The 26676-nt window shown below is 73.7% G+C and carries 25 protein-coding genes and 3 pseudogenes; 20 read left to right on the top strand and 8 right to left on the bottom strand.

The features are described from left to right. Positions 1-231: 231 nt before the first annotated feature. Entirely contained in the window at positions 232-1338 is a 1107-nt protein-coding gene (locus tag ACPXCB_RS24305; RefSeq protein ID WP_425877825.1) for a citrate synthase 2, read from the bottom strand. Between the two features lie 285 nt (positions 1339-1623). Here ACPXCB_RS24305 and pdxH point away from each other — a divergent pair, with 285 nt between their 5' ends. The 6 genes from pdxH to ACPXCB_RS24275 all read left to right on the top strand — a co-directional run bounded on the left by pdxH (position 1624) and on the right by ACPXCB_RS24275 (position 6552). After that, positions 1624-2253, top strand: coding sequence for a pyridoxamine 5'-phosphate oxidase (pdxH, locus tag ACPXCB_RS24300; RefSeq protein ID WP_311410695.1), 630 nt, complete (start codon positions 1624-1626; stop codon positions 2251-2253). Then, complete coding sequence (locus tag ACPXCB_RS24295) at positions 2250-3551, top strand: MFS transporter (protein ID WP_425877824.1); 1302 nt, start codon at positions 2250-2252, stop codon at positions 3549-3551. The genes pdxH and ACPXCB_RS24295 overlap by 4 nt, the downstream gene beginning before the upstream one ends. Positions 3552-3604: 53 nt before the next feature. After that, positions 3605-4534: an aldose 1-epimerase family protein gene (locus ACPXCB_RS24290; RefSeq protein ID WP_425877823.1), complete on the top strand. Its 930-nt coding sequence runs from the start codon at positions 3605-3607 to the stop codon at positions 4532-4534. Positions 4535-4547: 13 nt separating this feature from the next. Next, entirely contained in the window at positions 4548-5150 is a 603-nt protein-coding gene (locus tag ACPXCB_RS24285) for a nitroreductase family protein (RefSeq protein WP_311410530.1), read from the top strand. Between the two features lie 186 nt (positions 5151-5336). Next, a complete protein-coding gene (locus ACPXCB_RS24280) occupies positions 5337-5642 on the top strand; it encodes a type II toxin-antitoxin system VapB family antitoxin (RefSeq protein WP_089002310.1) in 306 nt (101 codons plus the stop codon). A gap of 142 nt (positions 5643-5784) precedes the next feature. Beyond that, a complete protein-coding gene (locus tag ACPXCB_RS24275; protein ID WP_425877822.1) occupies positions 5785-6552 on the top strand; it encodes a DUF4230 domain-containing protein in 768 nt (255 codons plus the stop codon). 88 nt (positions 6553-6640) lie between these two features. Here the strand turns inward: ACPXCB_RS24275 and ACPXCB_RS24270 are convergent, their stop codons facing one another. Beyond that, complete coding sequence (locus ACPXCB_RS24270) at positions 6641-6847, bottom strand: PspC domain-containing protein (protein ID WP_393168935.1); 207 nt, start codon at positions 6845-6847, stop codon at positions 6641-6643. Between the two features lie 302 nt (positions 6848-7149). Here ACPXCB_RS24270 and ACPXCB_RS24265 point away from each other — a divergent pair, with 302 nt between their 5' ends. From ACPXCB_RS24265 to ACPXCB_RS24225, 9 genes and pseudogenes are all read left to right on the top strand, one after another. Further along, the gene (locus ACPXCB_RS24265) at positions 7150-8520 is read left to right on the top strand and encodes an L-serine ammonia-lyase (protein ID WP_425877821.1); all 1371 of its coding nucleotides are present in this window, start codon (positions 7150-7152) and stop codon (positions 8518-8520) included. A gap of 59 nt (positions 8521-8579) precedes the next feature. Further along, positions 8580-9407: an ABC transporter permease gene (locus tag ACPXCB_RS24260; protein WP_357576809.1), complete on the top strand. Its 828-nt coding sequence runs from the start codon at positions 8580-8582 to the stop codon at positions 9405-9407. 143 nt (positions 9408-9550) lie between these two features. Beyond that, positions 9551-10156: pseudogene (locus ACPXCB_RS24255) on the top strand (ABC transporter ATP-binding protein); the annotation flags it as partial. Beyond that, a complete protein-coding gene (locus tag ACPXCB_RS24250) occupies positions 10153-12156 on the top strand; it encodes a DUF5941 domain-containing protein (protein ID WP_425877820.1) in 2004 nt (667 codons plus the stop codon). The pseudogene ACPXCB_RS24255 and the gene ACPXCB_RS24250, both read left to right, overlap by 4 nt. Before the next feature lie 16 nt (positions 12157-12172). Beyond that, positions 12173-14434, top strand: coding sequence for a bifunctional glycosyltransferase/CDP-glycerol:glycerophosphate glycerophosphotransferase (locus ACPXCB_RS24245; RefSeq protein ID WP_425877819.1), 2262 nt, complete (start codon positions 12173-12175; stop codon positions 14432-14434). A 134-nt stretch (positions 14435-14568) separates the two neighbouring features. After that, entirely contained in the window at positions 14569-15870 is a 1302-nt protein-coding gene (locus ACPXCB_RS24240) for an ABC transporter ATP-binding protein (protein WP_425877818.1), read from the top strand. Positions 15871-15917: 47 nt separating this feature from the next. Continuing rightward, on the top strand, positions 15918-16382 hold the full coding sequence (locus ACPXCB_RS24235) for a DUF4442 domain-containing protein (RefSeq protein ID WP_425877817.1): 465 nt from the start codon (positions 15918-15920) through the stop codon (positions 16380-16382). A gap of 61 nt (positions 16383-16443) precedes the next feature. Beyond that, positions 16444-17196, top strand: coding sequence for an HAD-IA family hydrolase (locus tag ACPXCB_RS24230; protein WP_425877816.1), 753 nt, complete (start codon positions 16444-16446; stop codon positions 17194-17196). Continuing rightward, positions 17193-19565 carry a glycoside hydrolase family 65 protein gene (locus ACPXCB_RS24225; protein WP_425877815.1) on the top strand — a complete coding sequence of 791 codons (2373 nt, stop codon included), beginning with the start codon at positions 17193-17195 and terminating at the stop codon, positions 19563-19565. Before ACPXCB_RS24230 ends, ACPXCB_RS24225 begins: the two co-directional genes overlap by 4 nt. 142 nt (positions 19566-19707) lie before the next feature. On the opposite strand, the gene ACPXCB_RS24220 is transcribed toward ACPXCB_RS24225, so the two are convergent. Next, entirely contained in the window at positions 19708-19887 is a 180-nt protein-coding gene (locus tag ACPXCB_RS24220; RefSeq protein WP_132231888.1) for a hypothetical protein, read from the bottom strand. A gap of 169 nt (positions 19888-20056) precedes the next feature. Here ACPXCB_RS24220 and ACPXCB_RS24215 point away from each other — a divergent pair. Together ACPXCB_RS24215 and ACPXCB_RS24210 are read left to right on the top strand one after the other, a co-directional pair. After that, a pseudogene (locus ACPXCB_RS24215) lies at positions 20057-20410 on the top strand (dienelactone hydrolase family protein); the annotation flags it as partial. Positions 20411-20509: 99 nt separating this feature from the next. Next, positions 20510-20794: pseudogene (locus tag ACPXCB_RS24210) on the top strand (hydrolase); the annotation flags it as partial. Positions 20795-20813: 19 nt separating this feature from the next. Here ACPXCB_RS24210 and ACPXCB_RS24205 read toward each other — a convergent pair. Next, the gene (locus ACPXCB_RS24205; protein ID WP_425877814.1) at positions 20814-21932 is read right to left on the bottom strand and encodes an AI-2E family transporter; all 1119 of its coding nucleotides are present in this window, start codon (positions 21930-21932) and stop codon (positions 20814-20816) included. Positions 21933-22136: 204 nt separating this feature from the next. Between ACPXCB_RS24205 and ACPXCB_RS24200 the strand changes: the two genes are divergently transcribed. From ACPXCB_RS24200 to ACPXCB_RS24190, 3 genes are all read left to right on the top strand, one after another. Then, complete coding sequence (locus ACPXCB_RS24200) at positions 22137-22319, top strand: antitoxin (protein ID WP_425877813.1); 183 nt, start codon at positions 22137-22139, stop codon at positions 22317-22319. Positions 22320-22515: 196 nt separating this feature from the next. Then, a complete protein-coding gene (locus tag ACPXCB_RS24195; RefSeq protein WP_425877812.1) occupies positions 22516-23721 on the top strand; it encodes a cytochrome P450 in 1206 nt (401 codons plus the stop codon). Between the two features lie 4 nt (positions 23722-23725). Next, positions 23726-23962: a ferredoxin gene (locus ACPXCB_RS24190; protein WP_132231878.1), complete on the top strand. Its 237-nt coding sequence runs from the start codon at positions 23726-23728 to the stop codon at positions 23960-23962. Between the two features lie 159 nt (positions 23963-24121). On the opposite strand, the gene ACPXCB_RS24185 is transcribed toward ACPXCB_RS24190, so the two are convergent. The 4 genes from ACPXCB_RS24185 to ACPXCB_RS24170 form a co-directional block, all read right to left on the bottom strand. Beyond that, entirely contained in the window at positions 24122-24724 is a 603-nt protein-coding gene (locus ACPXCB_RS24185) for a hemerythrin domain-containing protein (protein WP_425877811.1), read from the bottom strand. Positions 24725-24901: 177 nt separating this feature from the next. Further along, positions 24902-25573, bottom strand: coding sequence for a C39 family peptidase (locus ACPXCB_RS24180; protein ID WP_425877810.1), 672 nt, complete (start codon positions 25571-25573; stop codon positions 24902-24904). Positions 25574-25870: 297 nt separating this feature from the next. Continuing rightward, the gene (locus ACPXCB_RS24175) at positions 25871-26278 is read right to left on the bottom strand and encodes a pyridoxamine 5'-phosphate oxidase family protein (RefSeq protein ID WP_425877809.1); all 408 of its coding nucleotides are present in this window, start codon (positions 26276-26278) and stop codon (positions 25871-25873) included. A gap of 31 nt (positions 26279-26309) precedes the next feature. After that, the gene (locus tag ACPXCB_RS24170; RefSeq protein ID WP_357580325.1) at positions 26310-26642 is read right to left on the bottom strand and encodes a YkvA family protein; all 333 of its coding nucleotides are present in this window, start codon (positions 26640-26642) and stop codon (positions 26310-26312) included. Between the last annotated feature and the right edge of the window lie 34 nt (positions 26643-26676).

The raw sequence follows: 26676 nt of genomic DNA, 5'->3' as shown, positions 1-26676 counted from the left end.
GCGCTCAGGCGCACGACGTGGCCGGGACCCGGGCCCGGTCCGGCGACACTGCCGGCCCTCATCCTCCCACCCGCGCCGGCCGCGCCGACCGCTGATCCCACCAGCGACGTTGAGGCGTCCACCACAATCCGTGCCAGTGCGTCGCCCCCGAAGTCGCACCCGACCGCACCCGGACGCAAGGAAGGGCCCCTCCTGTACGCCAGGCGTCGGGAGGGGACCCTTCCTCACATCTCAGACGCCGTGCGGGATGGCGTCCCAGCCCTCGACGTCGCTCGGCTTGCGGGTGCCCGGGCCGACGTAGCGGGCCGACGGGCGGACCAGCCGCTGGAGCTTCTTCTGCTCCAGGATGTGCGCGCTCCAGCCACCCATCCGGGCGCAGGTGAACATGGAGGTGAACATGTGCGCCGGCACCTCGGCGAAGTCCAGCACCACGGCCGACCAGAACTCGACGTTGGTGGCGAGCACCCGGTCCGGCCGGCGGGCCTGGAGCTCGGCCAGGGCGGCCTTCTCCAGCGCCTCGGCGATCTCGAAGCGCGGCGCGCCCAGCTCCTTGGCGGTGCGGCGCAGCACCCGGGCGCGCGGGTCCTCGGCCCGGTAGACGCGGTGGCCGAAGCCCATCAGCCGCTCGCCCCGGTCGAGGACGCTCTTGACGTAGCCCTCGGCGTCGCCGCTGCGCTCGACCGCCTCCAGCATGCTGAGCACGCGGGACGGGGCGCCGCCGTGCAGCGGGCCGGAGAGGGCGCCGATGCCGGAGGAGATGCAGGCCGCGGCGTCCGCGCCGGTGGAGGCGACGATCCGGGCGGTGAAGGTGGAGGCGTTCAGGCCGTGCTCGGCGGCCGAGATGAAGTAGGCGTCGACCGCCTTGACGTGCCGCGGGTCCGGCTCGCCCCGCCAGCGCTTCATGAAGCGCTCGACGATGGTGGACGCCTTGTCGATCTCCTTCTGCGGCACCGCCGGCAGGCCCAGGCCGCGCGCCGACTGGGCGACGAAGGAGAGCGCCGTGACCGACACCCGGGCGAGGTCCTCGCGGGCCTGCTCGTCGGAGATGTCGAGCAACTGGTTGAGACCCCAGTACGGGGCCAGCATCGCGACCGCGGACTGCACGTCCACCCGGATGTCACCGGAGTGCACCGGCACCGGGAACGGCTCCGCCGGCGGCAGACCCGGGCCGAACCGCCCGTCGACCAGCAGCGCCCACACGTTGCCGAAGGAGACCTGGCCGATCAGATCCTCGATGTCGACTCCGCGATAGCGCAGCGCGCCGCCCTCGCGGTCGGGTTCGGCGATCTCGGTCTCGAAGGCTACGACGCCCTCCAGACCGGGTTTGAAATCGGCCATGTCGCTCTCCTGGATCTGCTCGGTGCGCCCGCCCCGGGCTCCGGTCCCGGCCCAGCCGGGCGAGCGCCTTAGGCGACCCTCAGGGATGTGTTCGTGACATCTTGCCTGCTGGGTAACCGGATTCGCGACCCACTGCGACTGTGCCGCACGCGACATCCCCGGTCCGGGCGGCCCGGACCGCGTCGGCGACACTGTGCGGTGCGGGCTGGCCAGCGCCGCAGGCAGCGGGCCGGGCCGACGAGGAGGAGGGGGAACGTGACGGGGGACACAGTCCGGCCGGCGGGTATGCGTAACGAGTACGCCCCGGAGCTGGGCCTTTCCGAGGCGGACCTGGCCGCCGACTGGCACGGCCAGTTCGCCCGCTGGTTCGCCGACGCGGTCGCCGCCGGACTGCCCGAACCGAACGCGATGGTGGTCGGCACCGCCGACGCCGCGGGCCGCCCGAGCGCGCGCACCGTGCTGCTGAAGGGGTACGACCCGGAGGGCTTCGTCTTCTTCACCAACTACGGATCCCGCAAGGGCGCCGAGGCGGCCGTCAACCCGCACGTGAGCCTCGTCTTCCCCTGGTTCCCGCTGCACCGGCAGGTGGTGGTGGCCGGCCGGGTCGAGCGGGTCGACCGGGCGGAGACGGAGGCGTACTTCGCCAGCCGGCCGCGCGGCTCCCAGCTCGGCGCCTGGGCCAGCACCCAGTCCCGGGTGATCCCCGGGCGGGCCGTGCTGGACGAGGCGTACCGGGCGGCGGCGGAGCGGTTCGCCGAGGTCGAGCCGATCCCCGCCCCGCCGTACTGGGGTGGCCTGCGGGTGCGGCCTGAGTCGGTGGAGTTCTGGCAGGGCCGGGTCAGTCGACTGCACGACCGGCTGCGGTTCCGGCTCACCGGGCCGGGGGAGTGGACCGTCGAGCGGCTGGCGCCGTGACCCAGCTCAAGGACGCGCGGCCGACCGGGCTGCGCCGGTTCGCGATCGACGTGCGCCCGCTGGCCGTGCCGGCGTACCGGCGGATGTGGCTCGGCAACGGCATCGCGATGTTCGGCATCCAGCTCACCGCGGTCGCCGTGCCGGTGGAGATGTACGCGCTGACCGGTAGCTCGCTCTGGGTCGGCCTGATCGGGATCGCGGCGTTCGTACCGCTGCTGGTCTTCGGGCTCTGGGGCGGCGCGGTGGCCGACGCGCACGACCGGCGCAAGGTGCTGCTGGCGACGGCGGCCGTGCTCTGGGCCGCCACGTTCGGACTGGCGGTGCAGGCGGTGCTCGGGATCGGCAGCCCGCTGCTGCTGCTCGCCCTGGTGGCGGTGCAGTCGATCGCCTTCGCGATCAGCTCGCCCACCCGCAACGCGATCCTGCCCCGGCTGGTGCCGGTGGAGCTGGTGCCGGCGGCGACCACGCTGAACTTCACCACCTACACGGCCGCCTCGGTGTTCGGCCCGCTGGCCGCCGGCCTGATCTTCGCCTGGTGGGGCACCGACCTCGGCCTGCCGATCGCGTACGCGGCCGACGCGGTGCTCTACGCGGTCGCCGTCTGGGCGACGGTGAAGCTGCCGGCCATGCCGCCGGAGCCGGACCCGGACGCGTCCGCCGCCCCACGGCGGGCCGGGCTGGCCAGCATCGTCGACGGCCTGCGCTACCTGGCCACCACCCCGGTGCTGATGCTCTCCTTCGTCATCGACCTGATCGCCATGGTGCTGGCCATGCCCCGGGCGCTCTTCCCCGAGATCGCCGAGTCCCGCTTCGGCGGCGGCGCGGCCGTCGGCTGGCTCTACAGCGCGATCGCGGCGGGCGCGATGCTCGGCGGGCTGACCTCCGGGTGGATCGGGCGGCTGCGCCGGCAGGGGCTGGTGCTGGTGGTGGCGGTGGTCGGCTGGGGGCTGGCGATCGCGGCGGCCGGCCTCGCCGGCCAGCTCTGGCTGATGGTGCTGCTGCTCGCGGTGGCCGGGGCGGCCGACCTGGTCAGCGCCGTGCTGCGGCAGTCGATGCTGCTGGTCTACGCGCCGGACCGGATGCGCGGGCGGCTGATGGGCGTCAACACGGTGGTCATCGCCGGCGGCCCGCGCCTGGGCGACCTGCGGGCCGGTGCGGTGGCGGCCGGTTTCGGCGGCGGCGTCGCCTGGGTCGGCGGCGGGCTGCTCTCGGCGGCGCTCGCGGTGCTGCTCGCGGTGGCCTTCCCGGTGCTGCTGCGCTACCGGGCGGCGGACCCCTCCGGCGGTGACAAGGCGTGACGGGGCGGGTCGGGGTGAGCGACGGCGGGGCGGGAACCGTTAGGGTCGCCCGCATGGACACCCCCGACCAGCGTCCGCCCTCGGGCGCGCAGTGGACCATTTCCGCCGCCGGCCACGAGGCCGTCATCGTGGAGGTGGGCGGTGGGGTCCGGACATACCGGCACGACGGGACCGACCACCTCGACGGGTACGCCGCCGACGAGATCTGCCCCGGCTGCGCGGGACAGGTGCTGGCCCCCTGGCCGAACCGGATCCGCGACGGGCGCTACACCTTCGGCGAGCGGTCGTTGCAGCTCACCCTCAGCGAGCCGGACCGGGGCGTGGCCATCCACGGGCTGGTCAACTGGGTGCCGTGGCGGCTGGTGGAGCAGTCGTCCGACTCGGTGACCGTCGGCTACGACCTGCCGCCGCAGCCGGGCTACCCGTGGCCGCTGCGGCTGCGTACCCGGTGGAGCGTCGGCCCGGACGGGTTGCGCGCGGAGCACGAGGCGACGAACCTCGGCGCCGAGCCCGCGCCGTTCGGCTTCGCGGTGCACCCGTACCTGCGGGTGCCCGGGGTGGCGGTGGACGACCTGTCGATGCGGCTGCCGGCCCGGACGCGGTTGCAGGTGGACGGGCGGCTGCTGCCGATCGGGGGCACCCCGGTCGCCGGCACCGAGTACGACTGGACCAGCCCCCGCCGCATCGGCGGCGCCCGGCTCGACCTCTGCTTCGGCGACGTGATCCGCGACGACGACGGCGGTTCGGTGGTCAGCCTGGCGGGCCCGGACGGCGCGGCGGGCGTACGGATCTGGGCGGACCGGGAGTTCGGCTGGTGGCAGGTGTTCACCGGTGACGCCCTGCCCGGCGAGCGGCGGCGCCGTTCCGTGGCGGTGGAGCCGATGACCTGCCCGCCGGACGCGTTCCGTTCGGGCCGGGACGTGATCACCCTGAAGCCGGGCGCGACCTGGCGGGGTGCCTGGGGCGTACGGCCCGGGGCCTGAGGCGGGGGAGCGCATGGAGTTCGGCGAGGTGGTCCGGCGACGCCGGATGGTGCGCAACTACGACCCGGACCGTCCCGTCCCGCCCGACGTGGTGGAGCGGCTGCTCGACCACGCGGTCCGCGCGCCGTCGGCCGGCTTCGCCCAGGGCTGGGGCTTCCTGGTGCTGGAGACGCCGGAGGACCGGGAGCGGTTCTGGGCGGCGACCACCCCGGGCGGCGGCGGCCGGGAGCGGTGGCTGGCGGGGATGCGCCGGGCCCCGCTGATCGTCGTCCCGCACGCGAACCGGTCGGCCTACCTGGAGCGCTACGCGGAACCGGACAAGGGCTGGGCGGACCGCTCGGCCGAGCGCTGGCCGGTGCCCTACTGGTACGTGGACACCGGCTTCGCGGCCCTGCTGATGCTGCTGACCGCCGTGGACGAGGGGCTGGGGGCGTGCTTCTTCGGCATCCCCGCGCAGCGCCTCGACGCGTACCGGGAGGCGTTCGGGGTGCCGGGGGAGTACGAGCCCGTCGGTGCCGTCACGGTGGGTTATCGTGCGCCTGACCACCGGTCACCGTCGCTGCGCCGGGGGCGTCGCCCGGTGGGCGAGGTGGTCCGGCGGGGGCGCTGGAGCTGACCGCCGTCGGATGCGCCGTCAGGTGTTTCGTCCGGTGGCGAACCGGATGGCGGGTGGCGAAACTGACATCGGGGAGCAGAACGCGGTGTGGTGCAGCCCGCTACGCTGGCACGGTCATCGGTGCCGCGCCGCGACCCGACCCGGTGTCGTGGGTCGGCCCGGCCAGGGGGAGGGGAGCGTGCCGTCGTGATCTTCAGAGCGGTCCGGGACGGGCGTCCCTACCCGGAGCACAACCTGACGCTCAAGCAGTGGGCGGAGATCCCGCCGAGGCCGCTGCGCCTGGACCAGTTGATCACCACCAAGCGTGAGCTGGCGCTGGACAAGCTCCTCGCCGAGGACTCCACCTTCTACGGCGACCTCTTCCCGCACGTCGTGCAGTGGAACGGCGGCCTCTACCTGGAGGACGGGCTGCACCGCGCCCTGCGGGCGGCGCTCCAGCAGCGCAACCAGATCCACGCCCGGGTGCTCGTCCTCTCCGGGCCGATCGAGTGAGCGCGACCCGCCGGCCGTCCGACCCGTACTGACCTGCGGTTCTGTCGGATCGACGCGACGACGCGCCCTTCGACGAGCGGCTGTCGCACCGGAGCCGTACCGTCATCTCCAGACGACGTGTCTGACGAGGACGGTGAGGGCCATGGCCCGCGACGGTGACATCAACGAGCCCACGAGGGAGTTCCCCGGTTATCCGACCGGCGAGGCGCTCAAGGAGCGGTCGGCTGTCACAACCGAACCGGATCCGGATGCGCCACCAGCACCGGCGGGCGGGCCCGCGCGCGGCCTGCTCTGGGTGCTCGGCGCGGCGGCACTGGCGGTGGTGGTGCTGCTCGGTGTGCAGGCCACCGGCCTGCTGCCGGACTTCCGCAACCCGTTCGCCAAGGAACAGACCGACCGCAGCCAGCCGCCGCTGCTCAAGTCGATCCAGGATCTCAGCCGCTATGTCGCGGCCGAGGGCAACTTCCAGGTGGTGGTCGATCTCCAGAACGACCGGCGCAACGTGCCCGACTGGCTGCTCAGCCAGCGCACCCTCTTCGTCGGGGCGGGCAGCGTGGAGGCGTACGTCGACTTCGCCAAGATCTCCGAGGGCGCGGTGGTCGAGTCGGCCGACGGCAAGTCGGTGGAGATCAGGCTGCCGGCGCCGCAGCTCGGCAAGACCAACCTCGACCTGGAGAAGAGCTACGTCTTCGCCGAGGAGCGCGGGCTGCTCAACCGGGTCGGCGAGCTGGTGAAGGGCGACCCCAACCGCCAGCAGCAGGTCTACCAGCTCGCCGAGGAGCGGATCACCACCGCCGCCCGCGACAGCGGTCTGACCCAGCGGGCCGAGGAGAACACCCGCAAGATGCTGGAGGGGCTGCTCCGCTCCCTCGGCTACGAGAAGGTGACGGTCACCTACACCGCCCCGTGACGGCGGACCCACGACACGACGGCGCCCGCCCCGGTCGACGGGACGGGCGCCTCGTGCTCACCCCCGCCTCGGCGGGGGCGGGGTGGGCTCAGTAGCGGGCGGCGGCGTGGCGGTCCTCGTTCGGCATCAGGACCCAGAGCACCAGGTAGACGACCACCTGGGTGCCGGGCAGCAGCAGCGACAGCAGGAACAGCAGCCGGATGAAGCCGGCCGACCTGCCGAAACGCTGGGCCAGGCCGGCACAGACGCCGGCGATCATGCGCCCCTGACGGGGGCGGACCAGTTTGCGACTCATCGTCGTACTCCCACTCTGCGGCGTTCGCCGCCTCTGCCCTCAACGGTAGGAAGGGGTGGCCACCGCGCCCTCGGTCCGGAGGAGGATCGGCGGTGCCCGTACCCGTGGGTGGTTACCCGGGAACCGGCCATGCGACGCCCCCGGGACGTGACGAGCGGTCGCGGCTGGCGGCAGGGGCTGAGCTGGGCGGGTAGGCTCGCCGGTCGGGCACCCCCACCCCCGGGTGCCGGACGGCCGCCCCGACCGGGCCGGCCACGACCGTGCCGGAGACCCACGAGGTACGACGGCGAGGAAGTGCAGCCATGATCAGCGTTTTCGACCTCTTCAGTGTCGGCATCGGGCCGTCCAGCTCCCACACGGTGGGGCCGATGCGGGCCGCCCGTACCTTCGTCGCGGGCCTGAAGGCCGACGGGTTGCTCACCGGCACGGTCCGGGTGCAGGCGGAACTCTTCGGCTCGCTGGGCGCGACCGGGCACGGCCACGGCAGCGACCGGGCGGTGCTGCTCGGGCTGGCCGGCGAGGCCCCCGAGACGGTCGACACCGACACCGTCGACGCGCGGATCACCCGGATCCGTGCCGAGCGCCGGCTGAGCCTGCTCGACGCGCACGAGATCGACTTCGACCCGGACCGCGACCTGGTGCTGCACCGGCGCCGGTCGCTGCCGTACCACCCCAACGGGATGACCTTCGTCGCGTACGACGACCGGGGCGCGGAGCTGCGGGCACGGACGTACTACTCGGTCGGCGGCGGTTTCGTGGTCGACGAGGCGGCGGCCGGGGCGGACCGGATCAAGCCCGACGCCACCCGGGTACGGCATCCGTTCCTCACCGGTGCGCAGCTGCTCGGCGTGACCGCGTCGACGGGGCTGTCGATCAGCGAGGTGATGCTCGCCAACGAGCTCTCCTGGCGCAGCGAGGGTGAGGTGCGCGCCGGCCTGCTGGAGATCTGGCGGGTGATGCGGGAGTGCGTCGAGCGGGGCTGCTCGCGCGACGGGGTGCTGCCCGGCGGGCTGAAGGTCCGCCGCCGCGCGGCCGAGCTGCGCCGCAGCCTGGAGACGGAGTCCGACCCCGCCGACCCGCTGCGGGCGATGGACTGGGTGACCCTCTTCGCCCTCGCCGTCAACGAGGAGAACGCGGCCGGCGGCCGGGTCGTCACCGCGCCGACCAACGGGGCGGCCGGCATCATCCCGGCGGTCCTGCACTACTACACCCGGTTCTCCCCGGGCGCCTCCGAGGAGGGGGTGGTGCGGTTCCTGCTGACGGCGGGCGCGATCGGCGTGCTGTTCAAGGAGAACGCCTCGATCTCCGGCGCCGAGGTGGGCTGCCAGGGCGAGGTGGGCTCGGCCTGCTCGATGGCCGCCGCCGGGCTGGCCGAGGCGCTGGGCGGCACCCCCGCGCAGGTGGAGAACGCCGCCGAGATCGGCATGGAGCACAACCTGGGCCTGACCTGCGACCCGGTCGGTGGTCTGGTGCAGATCCCCTGCATCGAGCGCAACGCGGTGGCTAGCATCAAGGCGATCACGGCCGCCCGGCTGGCGCTGCGCGGCGACGGGGTGCACCACGTCTCGCTGGACAAGGTCATCAAGACCATGCGCGAGACCGGCGCGGACATGAAGGTGAAGTACAAGGAGACGGCGCGCGGCGGACTGGCCGTCAACGTGATCGAGTGCTGAGGGGGCGTTCGTTCATCGACTGCTAGCCTGTCGTCCGTCCGGTGAGGCGGGAGGCGGCGGTGACCTCTGGCGTCGCGGCGTTGTGGTCGCACCGCACCTCGCTGCGCATCCTCGTCCGGCGCGACCTCGCCGTGAAGTACCAGCAGTCCGTGCTCGGGTATTTCTGGTCGCTGATCGAGCCCCTCGGCCTGGGTGCCATCTACTGGTTCGTCTTCGGGGTCCTCTACTCCCGGGACACCAACCGCCACCTCGGCGACGCGGCCGACTCGTACCCGCTGTTCCTGCTCACCGGGATCTTCGCCTGGATGTGGACCAGCTCGGCGCTGAGCGAGGCGACCAACGCGCTGACCGGCCAGGCCCGGCTGATCACGACGATGAACGTGCCGCGGCAGGTCTTCCCGATCGGTCGGGTCACCGGCCGCTTCGCCGAGTACGCCGCCGGCCTGCCGATCCTGCTCGCCGTCGCCGTCGGGTACGCCGCGTCCGGCCGGGTCGAGCCGGGCTGGTCGCTGCTGGCCCTGCCGCTCGCGGTGGCGGTGCAGGCCGTCCTGCTGGTCGGGCTGGCGCTGCTGCTCTCGGCGGTCAACGTGCTGATGCGCGACGTCGAGCGCTTCATGCGGCTGGTCGTCCGGGTGCTCTTCTACGCCACCCCGATCATCTATCCGCTGAGCCTCGTGCGCGACGCCGACCTGCCGGGCTGGCTGAAGGTCGCCTACGAGCTGAACCCGCTGGTCGGCATCTTCCAGCTGCACCACGCGGTCTGGTACCCGGACGAGTTCCCGGACGCCCGGCTGCTCGCCACCTCCGTCGGCGTCAGCCTGCTGGTGCTGGCCGCCGGCTGGTGGTCGTTCCGCCGGCTCGAACCCGCCGTGCTCAAGGAACTGTAGGGATGGCCGATCCGATCATCGAGGCGGAGGGTCTCGGCATCCGGTTCGTCCGCAACCGGCGGCGGCAGTTGCGGCTGCGGGAGCTGTTCATCCACCGGGGGCGGCGCGGGGCGGACGACGGCCGGTTCTGGCCGCTGCGGGACGTGTCGTTCTCGATCGAGGCCGGGGAGACCGTCGGCGTGATCGGCCGCAACGGCACCGGCAAGAGCACGCTGCTGCGGCTGATCGCCGGCGTGCTCATCCCCGACGAGGGCCGGATCAAGGTGCGCGGGGACGTCGCGCCGCTGCTGGAGCTCTCCGCCGGGTTCTCCAACGACCTGACCGGGCGGGAGAACCTCTACCTGGTCGGCGGCCTGCACGGGCTCCCGTCGGGCTACCTGCGACGGCACTTCGACGACATCGTCTCGTTCGCGGGCGAGCAGGTGGAGCGGGCCGTCGACACGTCGGTGCGGCACTACTCGTCGGGCATGAAGGTCCGGCTCGGCTTCGCGATCATCTCGCACCTGCCGCACCCGATCCTGCTCATGGACGAGGTGACCGCGGTCGGGGACGCGGAGTTCCGCAAGAAGTGTTATGCGACGATCGACCGTCTGCTCGGGGAGGGGCGCACTCTGGTGCTGGTGTCACACAACGAAAAGGATCTGACCCGGTTCTGCCGTCGGGGGTTGTACCTCGACGGGGGCCGGGTGGGCGTCGACGGCACGATCGCCGAGGCGCTGCACGCGTACCACACCGCGGTCCCGCGGTGACGCTCGCGATCGTGCTCGCCGCCGGCGCACCGGCCGCGAGCCTGCCGACCCGCTCGGGCGAACACCTCGCCGACCGGCTGGCCGACCAGCTCCGGCGCGCCGGGGCGCACGAGGTGCGCCTCGCCGCCGGCCTGGACGAGCTGGCCGACCTCGTCGACGCGGCCACGCGCCCGGTGCTCGTGACCGGCGCCGACCTGGTCGCGCACACCGCCGTACTGCGGCACCTGGCCACCAGCCCCGTCGGGCCGACGGTCGCGCTGGTGCTCACCGACCCGCCCGGCGACGGCCACACGGCCGTGCGCGAGGAGCGCGGCCAGGTGGTCGGGGCCGGACCGGCGGAGGCGCTGGACGGCGAAGCCACGGGCGTGTTCGGCGGCGCGCTGCGGGTCGGCGTCGACGACCTGCCGTCGCTCGCCGCCGCCGCGCGCGCGGCCGCCGGGGTGGTGCCCGTCGGCGCGCCGTCGGCCGCCGCGCCGCCGCCGGCCGGGCCCGCCGTGGACCGGCTCTTCGCCGGTCTCGCCGGGCTCGGTGTGCTGACCTTCGCCCAGCGGGTACGCCTGCTCGTGGCGCACCGGGTGGGCGACCCGGCAGGGCTGGCCGCCGCGGAGGCGGCCGTGGCCGCCGTCGACGAGGACCGGGCCGAGCTGAAGCTCTCGGTGAAGGAGCGGGACGACTTCTTCACCACCTTCTTCGTCAGCACCTGGTCGCCGTACGTGACGAAGGCGTCGGCGAAGCTCGGGCTCGGCCCGACCGCCGTCACGATGATCTCGGTGGCCTTCGCGGTGGCCGCCGCCGTGCTCTTCGGTACGGGCGGCCGGCTGGCGCTGGCCGCCGGGGCGGTGCTGCTCTACCTCGGCTTCGTGCTGGACTGCGTGGACGGTCAGCTCGCCCGCTACACCCGGCACTTCAGCGCGTGGGGCGGCTGGCTGGACACGATGGCCGACCGGGCGAAGGAGTACGTGGTCTACGCCGGCCTCGGCTACGGGGCCACCCAGGCCGGTTTCCGGTACGGCTGGGCGCTGGCGATCGCCGCGATCACCCTGCAGACCGTCCGGCACATGACGGACACCTGGTACGGCGTGCTGCACGACGAGGCGGCGCGCCGGCCGAAGGCGGTCGGCACCTCCGGCGGCGGCATCGGCGACAAGCTGAACGCCGCCTCCAACCGGGTGCAGGCCGACACGGGTTCGGTGTCGTACTGGCTGAAGCGCACGGTGGTCTTCCCGATCGGGGAGCGGTGGGCGCTGATCGCGATCACCGTGGCCCTGTTCGGCCCGCTGGTCAGCCTGTACGCGGTGCTGGCGTGGGGGGTGCTGGCCTTCGCGTACACCGGGGCGCTGCGTACGCTGCGGGCCCGCTGGATGCGGGTGCCGGTGCTGGACACGGTCGACGCCACCCTGCACCGCGACGACGGGCCGCTGGCCCGGCTCCTGCCGGCGCTCCGGCCGGTGGGCCCGCTGGCGCTGGCGGTCGTCGCCGCGCTGGGCCCGGCGGCGCTGCTGGTGGCGGCGCTGCTGACCCGCGACGGGGCGCAGGTCCCGCGGTGGGCGGTGCCGGCCGCGCTGCTGGTGCTGCTGGTCGCCGGCCTCGGCGCGGGCGCGACGCACGCCGGGCCGCTGGACTGGCTGGTGCCGGCCGCGCTGCGGGCGGGCGAGTTCCTGTTCGCCATCGCGGTCGGGGTGGTCGGCGACGTGCCGCCGTGGCTGATCTTCGGGTACGTCTTCGTGCTGACCCTGCACCACTACGACCTGACCGCGCGGCTGGAGAAGCGGCAGTCCGCCCCGCCGCTGCACGGCGGCACGCTGGGCTGGGAGGGCCGGTCGGTGCTGCTGGCCCTGGCGGCGATCGTCGGTTTTGCGGGTATCGGGATGGCTACACTCGGTACGTACCTTCTCGTGGTTTTCGTGGGGAGTGTCGCCCTCGCCTGGGTCGTCCTGCCCGCCCGCGCCGCGCGGGCGTCGGTGGGCCTGGTCGGCGCGGGAGGTCGCTCGCCGGGCTGACGACAGGGGCCGGCCGATGACACTGATCAGCTTCGTCGTGCCGGCCTACCGGGTGCAGGGCTACCTGCGCGAATGCCTCGACTCCATCCTCGGGCAGCCCGTCGCCGACATCGAGGTGATCGGCGTCGACGACTGCTCGCCGGACGACAGCGGCGAGATCCTCACCGAGTACGCGGCCCGCGACCCACGGATGCGCGCCGTCCGGCTGACGGAGAACGTGGGGCTCGGTCCGGCCCGCAACATCGGGCTGGACCGGGCCGCCGGCGAGTACGTCTGGTTCGTCGACGGCGACGACTGGCTCGCCCCCGAGTGCCTCACCGAGGTGGTCGGCCGCCTCCGCGCCACCCGCCCCGACGTGCTCCTGGTCGACCACGTCCGGACGCACTGGAACGAGGCCACCAGCCGCAGCGCGATGGCCGAGGTCTTCCCGGAGCCGCCCGGCGAGGAGACGTTCCGGCTGCGGGACCGGCCCGAGGCGCTGCGGCTGCTGCACACCGCCTGGAACCGGCTGGTCCGCCGGCAGTTCCTGATCGAGGAGGGGCTGCGCTTCGCCCCCGGCTGGTACGAGGACGTCTCGTTCAGCTATCCCGTGCTGATGGCCGCCGAGCGGATCGGCGTGCTGGACCGGGTCTGCGTCAACTACCGGCAGCGCCGTACCGGGGCGATCACCCGGACCAGGGGCGAGCGGCACCTCGAGGTCTTCGACCAGTGGCACCGGGTGTTCCGGCTGATGGACGCCTGGGGGCCGGCGGTCGACGACCTGCGTCCCGCGCTGTTCGAGCGGATGATCTGGCACTACCTGACCGTGCTCGGCAACGGGGAGCGGATCGACCCCGAGCTGCGGCCGGCCTTCTTCGCCCAGATCACCGCCGACCACGCGCGCTGGCTGCCGCCCGGCGGCTATCCGGCCCCGGCGGGCGCGGAGGGGCTCAAACACCGGCTGGTGGCCGCCGGGCGCTGGCGTACCTTCAGCGCGCTGCGCACCGCCTACCGGGCGCGGGACGTCGCCCGGCGTACCGCGCGGGTCGCGAAGCGGCGGGTCGCGCCCCCGGCCCGGCGCGCGGCACGGCTGGCCCGGGACGCCCTGCTGCGGGAGTACTACCGGGCCGAGCTGCACCGGCCGGTCGATGAGACGCTGGCCGTCTACGCGGCCTACTGGTACCGGGGCTACTCCGACAACCCGGCCGCGATCTTCGAGGCGGCCCGGCGGCTGGCGCCGCAGGTGCGCGGGGTGTGGATCGTCCGGCGGGACCGCGTGCACACCGTGCCCGAGGGCGTCGCGTACGTGGTCGCCGGGACGCCCGCGTACTACCGGGCGCTGGCCCGGGCGCGGTGGCTGGTCAACAACGTCAACTTCCCGGACTTCGTCCGCAAGCGGCCGGGCACGGTGCACGTGCAGACCCACCACGGCACGCCGGTGAAGGTGATGGGCCTGGACCAGCAGCGGTACCCGGTCGGCGCGGTCGGGATGGACTTCGCCGGGCTGCTGCGCCGGGTGGACCGGTGGGACTACAGCGTCAGCGCGAACAGCTTCTCCACGCAGATGTGGGAGCGTGCGTACCCGGCCGCGTACACCACGTTGGAGGTCGGCTACCCGCGCAACGACCGGCTGGTCACCGCGACCGCCGGGGAGGTGCGCCGGCTGCGTGCCGAACTCGGCCTCGGGCCCGGCGAACGGGTCGTCCTGTACGCCCCGACGCACCGGGAGCACCTGCCCGGCTACCGGCCGCCGTTCGACCCGGAGCGGCTGCTCGACGTGCTCGGCCCGGCCGGCCGGCTGCTGATCCGCAGCCACTACTTCCACGACCGGGACCTACGCGGCCGGCGCCCCGCCGACCGGGACCGGGTACGCGACGTCAGCGGCCATCCGCGCGTGGAGGACCTCTACCTCGTCGCGGACGTGCTGGTCACGGACTACTCCTCGGCGATGTTCGACTACGCCGTGCTCGACCGGCCGATCATCGTCTACGCCCCCGACTGGGAGGCGTACCGGCTGGCCCGGGGCGTCTACTTCGACGTGACGGCGGAGCCGCCGGGCGCGGTGGCCACGAGCTTCGCCGACCTGCTCGACCTGTTCCGCGCCGGCGGGGTCGACTCGGCGGCGGCGCACGCGGCCCGGCAGCGGTTCCGGGCCCGGTTCTGCGCGCTCGACGACGGCCACGCCGCCGAGCGGGTGGTCCGCCGGGTCTTCCTCGGCGAACCGGCCAGCGCCGGCCGGCCGGCGCGCGGAGTCGGCGCGCTGGCCCCGGCGTCGCAGGCGGGAGGCGGACCCCGCTGACCCTGGCTCGTCCCGCCGGGTGGGCGTCACAGGGCCGTCACAAGCCGAACATGGCACGTTTACCCGATGTGCGAACCGCATGATCCTCGTCACAGTCATTCGGGATTCCGTCGACGAGGTGGGGGGAGGGCACGGTGACAACCGTCGCACTCAAGGATGTCACGAAGGTGTTCCGGGACGGCACCCTCGCCGTGGACAGCGTCAATCTCGACGTCAATGACGGCGAGTTCATGGTGCTGCTCGGCCCGTCGGGCTGCGGGAAGTCCACGGTGCTGCGGATGGTGGCCGGGCTGGAGGACCCGACGTCGGGCGCGGTGATGCTCGACGGCGAGCTGGCCAACGACCTGCCGCCGCGCGACCGGAAGATCGCCATGGTCTTCCAGGACTTCGCGCTCTACCCGCACATGACCGTCGGCGACAACATCGCCTTCCCGCTCAAGCTGGCCGGGTTGGAGCCCGAGCCGCGCGGCGAGCGGGTCACCGACGTGGCCAGCGCGCTCGGCATCGGCGACGTACTCGGCCGCAAGCCCAGCCAGCTCTCCGGCGGGCAACGCCAGCGGGTCGCGATGGGCCGGGCGATCGTGCGCCGTCCGGGCCTGTTCCTGATGGACGAGCCGCTGTCGAACCTCGACAGCGGGCTCCGGGCCGAACTGCGCGCCGAGATCTCCGGCCTGACCCGGGAGCTGGGCGTCACCACCATCTACGTCACGCACGACCAGGCCGAGGCGCTGACCATGGCCGACCGGGTCGCCATCATGCGCAAGGGCGTCCTCCAGGACGTCGGCACCCCCACCCAGGTCTACGGCCGCCCGGCCACCCTCTACGTGGCCGCGTTCCTCGGCAGCCCGCGGATGAACCTGCTGGAGGCCTCGGTCTACGTCCACCTCGACCGCTACGTCACCCTCACCCTCGGCGACCAGGCGCTCCACCTGCCGTGGGACGACATCCGCAGCCGGGCGGTCGCGCACTACCACGGTGAGCGGATCGTGGTCGGGATGCGGGCCGAGGCGCTCACCCCGGTCGCGCCGGACACCCAGGGCGCCGTGCTGCACGGCCGCATCCGCTACCTGGAGCACCACGGGCACGAGTCGCTCGCCTTCCTCGACATCGGGGCCACCGCGATCGTGGTGGACGAGATGGGCACCCGGACCGAGGAGGCACCCACCGGCCAGCGCGGTCTGCGCCGCTTCGGGCAGGTGATGCAGCGGCTGACCGGGCGCGCCACCGAGGAGGAGGCCGCCGCCCCGGTCGCCACCACCCGCACCAGCGTGCTCAACGACCCGGGCCGGCACCACCGGCGCCCCGCCGAGCTCGCGGTCCGGCTCGCGCCGTACCCGGGGATCGCCGCCGGGCACCCCCTGGCCGTCTCCGTACGCATGGACGCGCTGCACTTCTTCGACGAGCGCGGCGACCGGATCGACGTGGGCTGGCGCTGACGGGGGTGGCCCTTGCCGACGAAGTTACCGGCTAGTAACGTCGAGCCATGACCATCGACTCGCGCCAGGTGGCGGCCGGCATGCTGGAGGCTGTGCCGTTCGCCCGTACGCTCGGCATCGAATTCGTCGAAGTGGCCCCCGAGGCGGAGGGCGGGGTACGGGTGACCGTCCGGCTGCCCGACTCGCCGGCCACCCACAACCACGTCGGCGGCCCGCACGCCGGGGCCATGTTCACCCTCGGCGAGACCGCCTCCGGCGCGGTCGTGCTGGCCGCGTTCGGACACCTGCTCGACCGGGCCACGCCACTGGCCGTGCGGGCCGAGATCGCGTACCGGAAGCTGGCCATGGGCCCCGTCCTGGCCACCGCGCGTCTCGACCGGCCGGTCGCCGAGGTGGTCGCGGAACTGGAGTCCGGCCGCCGGCCGGAGTTCCCGGTCCAGGTGGAGATCGCCACCGAGGAGGGCAAGCCGACCAGCGGAATGACCGTGGTCTGGACGCTGCGCCCGAACTGAGCCGCGCGGCAAGCGCACCGAAATTGGTTTACGGGTGCGGAGGTCTGGATAGATTCGTACCGTGCTGGGCCTACCTGCTCACGTGACCGCCTGTCTCTTCGATCTGGACGGTGTGCTGACGCAGACCGCCCGAGTGCACAACGCCGCGTGGACCGAGACGTTCGACGCCTTCCTGCGCCGCCACGCCGCCGCCACCGGCGCGGAGTTCCGTCCCTTCGACCCCGGGCCGGACTACAACCGTTACGTCGACGGCCGGCCGCGCGCCGACGGGGTGCGCACCTTCCTCGCCTCCCGGGGCATCGTGCTGCCCGAGGGGTCGCCCGACGACCCGCCGGACGCCGACACCGTCAACGGGGTCGGCAACAGCAAGAACGTGCTGCTGCTGGAGCGGCTGCGCACCCACGGCGTGGACGTCTACCCCGGTTCCGTCGCGTACCTGGAGGCGGCGAGCGCCGCCGGACTGCGCCGGGCCGTCGTCACGGCCAGCGCGAACGGCCGGGAGGTGGTCGCCGCCGCCGGGCTGGAACCGCTGCTGGAGGCGCGGGTGGACGGGCTCGTCGCCCGCGCCGAGGGGCTGCGCGGCAAGCCCGAGCCGGACACCTTCCTGGCCGGCGCGAGACTGCTCGGGGTCGACCCGCGCGACGCCGCCGTCTTCGAGGACGCCCTCGCCGGCGTCGCCGCCGGCCGCGCCGGCGGCTTCGGGTACGTGATCGGGGTGGACCGGGTCGGCCAGTCCGCCGAGTTGCTGGCCCACGGCGCCGACGTCGTGGTCACCGACCTCGCCGACCTGCTCGACGCCGGGCAGACCGCGTGATCCGGGAACGGGCCTATCCGGTCGAGCCGTGGCACGTCCGGGAGATACGGCTGGACATGGACGTCCTGGCCCAGTCCGAGTCGGTCTTCGCCCTCTCCAACGGGCACGTCGGGCTGCGCGGCAACCTCGACGAGGGGGAACCCCACGGCCTGCCCGGCACGTACCTCAACTCCTTCTACGAGCTGCGCCCGCTGCCGTACGCCGAGGCCGGCTTCGGGTTCCCCGAGTCCGGCCAGACGGTCGTCAACGTGACCAACGGCAAACTGATCCGGCTGCTGGTCGACGACGAGCCGCTCGACGTCCGCTACGGCGAACTCCTCGCCCACGAACGGGTCCTCGACCTGCGCGCCGGCACCCTGCACCGGGAACTGCACTGGCGTTCCCCGGCCGGCCGCGAGATCAAGGTCCGCAGCACCCGGCTCGTCTCGTTCACCCAGCGCGCCGTCGCCGCGATCAGCTACGAGGTCGAGGCGGTGGACGGCCCGCTGCGGCTGATCCTCCAGTCGGAACTCGTGGCGAACGAGGCGCTGCCCGCGCAGAGCGGGGACCCGCGGGTCGCGGCCGTGCTGGAGTCGCCGTTGCAGGCCGAGGAGGAACTCACCACCGCCGACGGCGGGCTGCTGATCCACCGGACCAAGGTCTCCGGGCTGCGGGTGGCCGCCGCCATGGAACACGAGGTGTACGCCCCGGGGCGCACGACCAGCCAGTCCGAGGGGTACGAGGACTGGGTGCGTACCACGATCGGGTGCGTGCTCCAGCCCGGCGAGACGCTGCGCGTGGTCAAGTACCTCGCGTACGGCTGGTCGAGCCGCCGGTCGCTGCCGGCGATGCGCGACCAGGTCGAGGCCGCCCTGACGGGGGCGCGGATCGACGGCTGGGACGGGCTCCTCCGCGAGCAGCGCGAATACCTCGACGAGTTCTGGGACGCCGCCGACGTGGTGGTGGAGGGCGACCCGGAGATCCAGCAGGCCGTCCGGTTCGGCATGTTCCACGTCCTCCAGGCCGGCTCCCGCGCGGAGCGGCGGCCCATCGCCGCGAAGGGCCTGACCGGTCCGGGGTACGACGGGCACGCGTTCTGGGACACGGAGATGTTCGTCCTGCCGGTGCTCACCTACACCCAACCGGCCGCTGTACGGGACGCGCTGCACTGGCGGCACGCCACCCTGGCCGCCGCGCGCGAGCGGGCCCGGACGCTCAACCTGGAGGGCGCGGCGTTCCCCTGGCGCACCATCGAGGGGCCGGAGTCGTCGGGGTACTGGCCGGCCGGCACCGCCGCCTTCCACATCGCGGCCGGCGTCGCGGATGCGCTGCGGCGCTACGTCCAGGTCACCCAGGACACCGAGCTGGAACGCGAGATCGGGTTGGAGCTGCTGGTGGAGACCGCCCGGCTGTGGCGGTCGCTGGGGCACCACGACCGGCACGGCCAGTTCCACATCGACGGGGTCACCGGCCCCGACGAGTACACGGCGGTGAAGAACGACAACATCTACACCAATTTGATGGCGCAGCGGAACCTGATCAGCGCGGCCGACGCGGTGAATCGCTACCGGGACGAGGCGTTCCACTTCGGCGTCACCGATGAGGAGGCGGCGGCCTGGCGGGACGCGGCAGCCTCCATGCACATCCCGTACGACGAGGAGATCGACGTCCACGAGCAGGTCGAGGGCTTCACCCGGCTCCAGGAGTGGGACTTCGCGCACACTCCGCCGGAGAAGTACCCGCTGCTGCTGCACTACCCGTACTTCGACCTCTACCGCAAGCAGGTCGTCAAGCAGGCGGACCTGATCCTGGCCATGCACTGGCGCGGCGACGCCTTCACGCCGGAGGAGAAGCTGCGCAACTTCCTCTACTACGAGCGGCGTACGGTGCGCGACTCCTCGCTGTCGGCGTGCACCCAGGCGGTGCTGGCCGCCGAGGTGGGCCACCCCGAACTGGCGCACGTCTACCTGCGCGAGGCCGCGCTGATGGACCTGCACGACCTCAACGAGAACACCCGCGACGGGGTGCACATGGCCTCGCTCGCCGGCGCGTGGATCGCCCTGGTGGGCGGGTTCGGCGGGCTGCGCGACCACGACGGCAACCTTTCCTTCGCGCCGCGGCTGTCGAGCCGGCTCCAGCGACTGGAGTTCTCCCTCCAGTGGCGCGGGATGCGGCTGCGGGTCGACGTCCGGCCGCACCAGACCACGTACGCGCTGCGCTACGGCGACCCGGGAGACATGCTGGAGTTGCGGCACCACGGCGAGCTGGTCCAGGTCACCTGCGGGAAGCCGGTGACGATGCCGATCCCTGCGGCGGAGGTGTCGGGCCCCGTCCCGGAGCAGGCCCCCGGCCGGGCTCCCCTGCTCCGCCTGCCCGAGAACGAACCGTGACCGACCGTCGGCCCGCCGTCGACGACGGCGGGCCGGCGGCGTAGGACCCCGTCACGGGCGGCCGGCGGCATCCTCCGGCGCGGCTGCCCCGTGTCGGGCGGCCGCGTCGGTCAGCGTGGTGCCGGTCGCCCGGCGGCTTCGGTCAGAGCGGCCTGCCCTGTGACGGGCGGTCCGCCGCGTCGCGGGGCGCCATCGCCCGCGGGTCGTCGGCCGTGCGCGCCTGGGCGGCGTCGTCCGCCCAGTCCCGGCCGCGTTCGGTGTCCTGTTCCCGCCGGTCCCGGTCGGTGGTCTGCTGCCGGGTCTCCCGCTGCTGCTGGGCCATGGCGATCCTCGCGATCCGTCGGGGCGCGGTTGCGCCGGTACGGTCTGCGGTCCCCCGACGCCTACCCGGGCCCCTCGGCGGCAAACGCCGGGGGCGCCGGGGCCGCTTGCCGGCGCCGGGGACGGGTATGCGGCCGGAACGGGGACGACCGAGGACGTACGGAGGCGAGATGGACGTGCGCAGCAGTGCGGTGGCGATCCCGGCGGGGGACGCCGAACTTCCGGCCGACCTGCTGGTCCCGGCGGAGCCGGCCGGCGTGGTGCTCTTCGCACACGGCAGCGGCAGCTCCCGGCACAGCCCGCGCAACACGGCCGTGGCGCACGTGCTCAACCGCAGTGCCCTCGGCACCGTGCTGGTCGACCTGCTGACGCCGGCCGAGGACCAGGTGGATGCCCGGACCGCCGAGCTGCGTTTCGACATCCCCCTGCTCGCCCGTCGGCTCGCCGCGATCGTGGACTGGCTGGCGGCGGAGCGACCCCTCGGCGCCGTGCCGATCGGGCTGTTCGGGGCCAGCACCGGGGCCGGGGGCCCCCCCGGGGGGGGGGGGCCCCCCCCCCCCGGCGGCGGGGGGGGGGGGGGGGGGGGGGGGGGGGGGGGGCCCGGGGGGGGGGGGGGGGGGGGGGCGCCCCGACCGGACCTCGTCGGCGCGGTGGTCTCGCGGGGCGGCCGTCCCGACCTGGCCGGCGCCGCGCTCGACCAGGTGCGCGCGCCCACGCTGCTGCTGGTCGGCGGCCTGGACGAGCAGGTGATCACGCTCAACGAGCAGGCCCAGGAGGCGCTGCCGGACACGGCCGAGCTGACGGTGATCCCGGGGGCGACCCACCTCTTCGAGGAGCCCGGCACCCTGGAACAGGTGGCGCACAGCGCCGCCGACTGGTTCACCACCCACCTCCCCACCCCCCACTGAGGACCCGCCCGGTAGGTGGTCAGGCGGGGGTCGGGAGCGTCGGGCGCTGGCGGTGCTGCTGGACGGTGTCGATGACCCGCCAGACGACGGCGGTGATCGGCACCGAGACGAAGGCCCCGGCGATGCCGGCGATCAGGGTGCCGGCGGTCACCGCCACCAGGATCACCGCCGGGTGCAGGCGCACCTGACGCTTCATGACCAGCGGTTCCAGCAGGTTGCCCTCGACCTGCTGGACGGTGATCACGGCGGCGAGGACGAGCAGTGCGGTCACCGGCCCCTTCGCCGCGAGCGCGACCAGCACCGCCACGGCGCCGGCCACGGTCGCCCCGATGATCGGGATGAAGCCGCCGAAGAAGGTGATGAGCGCGAGCGGGAAGGCCAGGGGCACCCGGAGCACCACCAACGCCAGGCCGATGCCGATCGCGTCGATCGCGGCGATCAGCATCGTGCCCCGGCTGTACGCGCCGAGCGTCCGCCAACCCGTCCGGCCCGCCTCGGCGGTCACGTCCCGGTTCGGCCCGGTCGTGCGGGACAGCGTCCAGCGCCACATGGACCTGCCGTCCTTGAGCAGGAAGAACAGCAGGACGAGCGCGAGCAGCGCCGAGCCGAGCACCTCCGCGGCCGTCCTGGCGCCGGAGACCGGGTCGACCGAGCCCTGGCCGAGCCCCTGGCGGGCCTGGTCGAGCAGTTGGTCGAGCTGTCGGTCGCTGACCGGCAGCGTCGAGGTCACGAAGTCCCGGGTCCGTTGCAGGCCCTGCCCCAGCTCCTTGCTCAACTCGCTGAACTGGTTGGCGGTGAGGCTCCACACCAGCGCGCCGACGCCGAACAGCAGCCCGAGCAGCAGCAGTACGGTCAGCAGGGCGGCCAGCGCGGCGGGCAGATGGAGCCGGCGCAGCGCGAGCTGCACCGGGTCGAGCAGCGCGGCGAGGAAGATGGTGACGGCCAGCGCGATGGCCAGCGGCGCGAGCAGCACCGCGATCTTCCCCAGCAGGTACAGCCCGGCGACGATCACCACCAGGCAGGCGCTCCACGTCACGGCCGAGCGGACCAGCCAGGGCAGCGCGGCCCAGGCCTGTCGGGTGCCGGCGCCCCGGCCGGGCGTTCCCTCGGGCGTACGCCCGGCATCGTCTGCGACCACGTCGGCCCTCCTCGATCTCCGGCGAGTCGGTACCCGGCCGGCGTCCCTCCGACACCCGCGTCCCCTTTCACGCTAGATGGGCGGCCGGGGCGTCGGGGGCGGCCGCCCGTTTCCCGACTGCCCCCGGGCTGCTGCGCCGTGGCGTTTGAGCCCCCGGGCCCAGGGAAGGCAGAGATCGGAACCCCGGCTTCGAGGAGGACCCCGATGAGCGACTTCATGAACAAGGGCAAGGACTTCGCCGACAAGCACGACGAGCAGGTCGACAAGGGCCTGGAGAAGGGCGGCGACATGGCCGACAAGCGCACGGGCGGCAAGTACGACGAGCAGATCGACAAGGGCGTCGACCAGGCCCAGGCGCGCACCGGCGAAGGCGACCAGGTCCGCTGAACCTCTCGTAGCGTCCCGGGCCGCCGCGCAGCCGGTGGCCCGGGACGGCTGCTTCCTGACGGATCGACGCGTACCGCTAGCCAAGGATCGACCACTCTCGCTACTATCCGCAGTCGGAACATGACTCAAGGTGGAGTCATCCCCGACCGGACCGGTGCCCTCCCCGTGGGGCGCCGTGACGAGAGGAAGTCATCCGGTGACCGAGGCCCCCGAGACGACCGTCCCCCACCGCTATCCGTTCAGCGACCCCGACCGGCTCAACCTCGACCCGCGCTACGCCCGGCTGCGCCGGGACGAACCGCTCACCCGGATCCGGATGCCGTTCGGCGAGCCGGCCTGGCTCGCCACCCGGCACGCCGACGTCCGGACCGTGCTCGGCGACCCGCGGTTCAGCCGGGCCGCCTCGGTGGGCCGGGACGAGCCCCGCAACTCGCCGCAACAGCAGGAGGGCGGGATCCTGTCGATGGACCCGCCGGAGCACACCCGGCTGCGTCGGCTGGTGGCGAAGGCGTTCACCGCCCGCCGGGTGGAGGAGCTGCGGCCCCGGACCAGGGAGGTGGCCCACGAGCTGGTGAACGGCATGCTCGCGGCCGGTCCGCCGGCCGACCTGGTGGAGCACCTGGCCACCCCGCTGCCGATCCGGGTCATCTGCGACCTGCTCGGCGTTCCCGTCGCCGACCAGGACCGCTTCCACACCTGGTCCGAGGCGATCGTGTCGACCACCTCCCTGAGCCCGGAGCAGGCTCAGGAGTACATCGACAGTCTCCTCGCGTACATGGGCGAGCTGATCGCGCGGCGGCGCGAGCAACCCACCGACGACCTGATCGGCGCGATGGTCCGGGCCCGGGACGCCGACGACCGGCTCGCGGAGGACGAGGTCGTGCGCCTGGCCGCCGGGCTGCTCGCGGCAGGGCACGAGACGACGGTGACCCAGATCCCCAACTTCGTGTACGCCCTGCTCACCCACCCGGACGAGTGGGCCCGGCTACGGTCGCGCCCGCATCTGGTGCCGGCTGCCGTCGAGGAGCTGATGCGGTACGTGCCCCTCGGTGCGTCCTCGGCCTTCGCCCGCTACGCCCTGGCGGACGTCGAGGTCGGCGGCGTGCTGGTACGGGCCGGCGAGCCGGTGGTGGTGTCGATCTCGTCGGCCAACCGGGACGAGACGGTCTTCGCCGACGCGGACCGGCTCGACCTGACCCGGCAGGTCAACCCGCACCTCGGCTTCGGGCACGGGGTGCACCACTGCATCGGCGCGCAGCTCGCCCGGATGGAACTCCAGGTCGTCCTGGAGACGCTGATCGCCCGCACGCCCGACCTGAGGCTGGCCGTGCCGGAATCCGAGCTGACCTGGAAGAGCGGCCTGCTGGTCCGGGGGCTCGTCGCCATGCCGGTGAGGTGGTGAACGGATGAGTGCGACGGACGAGCAGTGGCGGGTACACGTGGACCCGACGCGGTGCATCGGGTCGGGGATCTGCGCGGGCACCGCGCCGAGGCACTTCGTGCTGGTGGACGGGTTGGCCCGCCCGCTGGCCGAGCGGGTGGCGCCGGACGACGCGTTGGTGGACGCCGCGGACTCCTGCCCGATGGAGGCGGTCATCGTGTCCGAGGCGGACGGCCTGCGCCGGATCGCCCCGGAGACCTGAGCAGGGCGGGTCGCGCCGGAGGCCTGGGCCGGGTGGGTCGCGCCGGAGGCCTGGGCCGGGTGGGTCGCGCGGCTCGTCCGGTGGTCGCCCTACGCGCCGGCCGGTGACACGCCGGTGGCCACGCCCCGGGCCGGGCGTGGCCACCATGGGCGGGGGCGGTCAGCGCTGCTTCTGGCCCAGCTCCGCCGTCGACGTGACGCGGCCGCTCAGCGCGTCCCGCATCCGGTCCACGAGGCCGGTGCCGGGGTTGAGCAGCCGGTTCGCCGGCGGCCGGTCGGGCGCAGCCGGGTGCGGCCGGGTCGGGGCGGTCTTCTTGGTCGCCTCCACCTTCCCGGCCAGTTCGACCATCTCCTCGGTGGCGACCGCGGCGCGCAGGCGGGGGAAGAGGTCCGACTCCTCGTCCTTGACGTGGTGCCGGATCGTGCTCGTCAGGTGCGCCAGCAGCTCGTCGAAGCGCCGGTCGGACGGGTCGACCGACTCCAGCTCCTTCATGGTCCGCTCGGCGTCGGCGTGCTCGGAGATCTCGTGCTCGGCGATCTGGTCGCCGTCCGGCAGCGCCTTGCGGGCGGTCGGATAGACGTGCATCTCCTCGGCGACGGCGTGCCGGACCAGCTCGGCGATCACCACGTCGGCCAGCTGCCGGCGGTGCTCGGGGGTGCCCTGCCGGCTCTCCAACTGCACGAAGAGCGCCTCGACCTCACGGTGGTCGGCGGTCAGGACGTCCACGACGTCCTGACCCCTGATGTCCTGCGGGTTGGTCATGTCTGCCCCTTACCGGTTGCGGAACGGTCGGTTGGGGGCCTGGTACCCGGGAACCGTCCACCGAACCCACCGGTCATCGATCCGTCGCCGACCCGCGTCCCGTGCTCGGCGGGCATCCGTCGCGCCGGTACGGCCGAGGGCCGGCCCCGCAGGAGGGCCGGCCGACGTCGGGGTCGATCAGGACGAGTAGCCGCGCTCGGCGACCCAGTTGGCGACCTTCTCCAGGGTCATCCAGTACTCGCCCTCGGGGGCGGCCGGGTCGGCGATCCGGATCAGGTCACCGCCGTCCCGGTAGCCCACCAGGGTCAGGTAGTGCCCGCCCTCGTACGAGTGCGGGTTGCCGACCGTGTCGACGGCGGTGCCCTTGATGTTGGCCACCACCGGCCGGCCCTTGTCGAGGGCCGCGACGACGTCGGACCGCAGCCGGTCCACCTGCTCCGGCCTGGCCACCGGATCCGGGATCTCGGTCGTCCGGTACCCGCGACCGGTCAGCTCGTTGAGCACGCGGGTGATGTCCAGGGCCGAGTCGGTGCCGGCCTCGGTGGTGCCCAGCCTCTTCGCGACCTCGTCCTGGGGGAGCGCCCGGCCCAGCGCCGACAGGGCGATCCGGGTCGCGGCCGGACCGCAGTAGTAGAAGTTGGGCTGCGCCTGGTACTCGATGCCCACGGCGCGCTCGGCACGCCGGTCGGCGCGGCCGTTCTTGGCGGCGCGGTCGTCCGTGTGCACCGCGCCGACCGGGGTGGTCGTTGCCGGTGCCGCCTGGGCGGTCACCGCCGGACCCGCGAGGCATCCGCCGGCCACCAGCAGGCCGGCGACGGAGAGACCGCTCTTCTGGACGATCGGATTCATGGTCGGGCTCCAATCGGGGGTCGACGCCGCCGGGGGACCGGGGCGCGCAGCACCGGGAAAGGCGCTCGGCTCGGGGGAATTCGACGGCCCGGGGCGGTCGGCCCACGGGCGTACTCAGGGATGCAACGGCCCTGCTCCGGTGGGCATTCCGGGCCCGCGGCCGGGGGCGTACCGGCCGCACGTCGAGGTTCAACCGGGCCACGGGCGGCAGGATTCCGGCGTACGGATGCCCCGCGTCACACCCGGACCGGTCAGCCGTACGTGGGTGGCGCGGGACGGGACGAACCGGTCAACCGGTTACAGGCTGCCCAGCAGGCGCGTCACCGCGATCTCGATGACCACCCGGTCCGGATTCGGGCGGGGCGTCCGGTAACGCTCGGCGTACCGGCGCTCGGCCTCGGCGACGGCCGGCCGGTCGGAGCGCACGACGGCCCGCCCCTCGATGGTGAGCCAGCGCCGCCCGTCGACGTGGCAGACGGCCACCGGGGCGCCCCCGGGGCCGGCGGCGGCGACGTGGCGCGCCTTGCGGGACGCGCCGCCGGTGATCACGCGGGCCAGTCCGGTCGACGCGTCGAAGGTGACCCCCACCGGTACGACGTGCGGGGTGCCGTCCGGGCGCAGGGTGGTCAACGTGGCCAGGTGCCGTTCCCGGCAGAACGCCACGACCCGCTCGTCGTGGGGCGTCAACCGATGGTCGCCGGGCATGTCCGTCCCCTGTCTCGCGGTGCGGCGCCGATCATGGCACGCGACGGTGCGCCCGGTCGGCGCCGGACGGCGCGTCGGGTGCCCCGGGCAGCGGCGCGCTCGCGGCGCGGCGCTGCCGGACCAGCCGACCCAGGTAGAGCAGCGCGCCGGTCAGCACCGCCATGTCGTCCAGGTAGATGGGGTCGGGAAGCAGGTCGATCGGCAGGACGGTGTAGAGCAGCGCCCCGTAGAAGGCGAGCTTGCCGTTCAGCCCGAGCGTGCCGAGCAGGCGGCGGGTGCGGATAACGCGGACGGCCAGCACCACCGCGCCGACCAACGTGACGACCGCCACGACGCCGACGACGATCCACGCCTCCCTGGACATGCCGTCACGCTAGCCCAGCGGGACCGGTTCCGCC

The organism is Micromonospora sp. DT62 (assembly GCF_049847285.1).
Taxonomy (GTDB): domain Bacteria; phylum Actinomycetota; class Actinomycetes; order Mycobacteriales; family Micromonosporaceae; genus Micromonospora; species Micromonospora reichwaldensis.
Note: the sequence above shows the minus strand (reverse complement) of the source record. Positions and strands in the feature narration are given on the sequence as shown.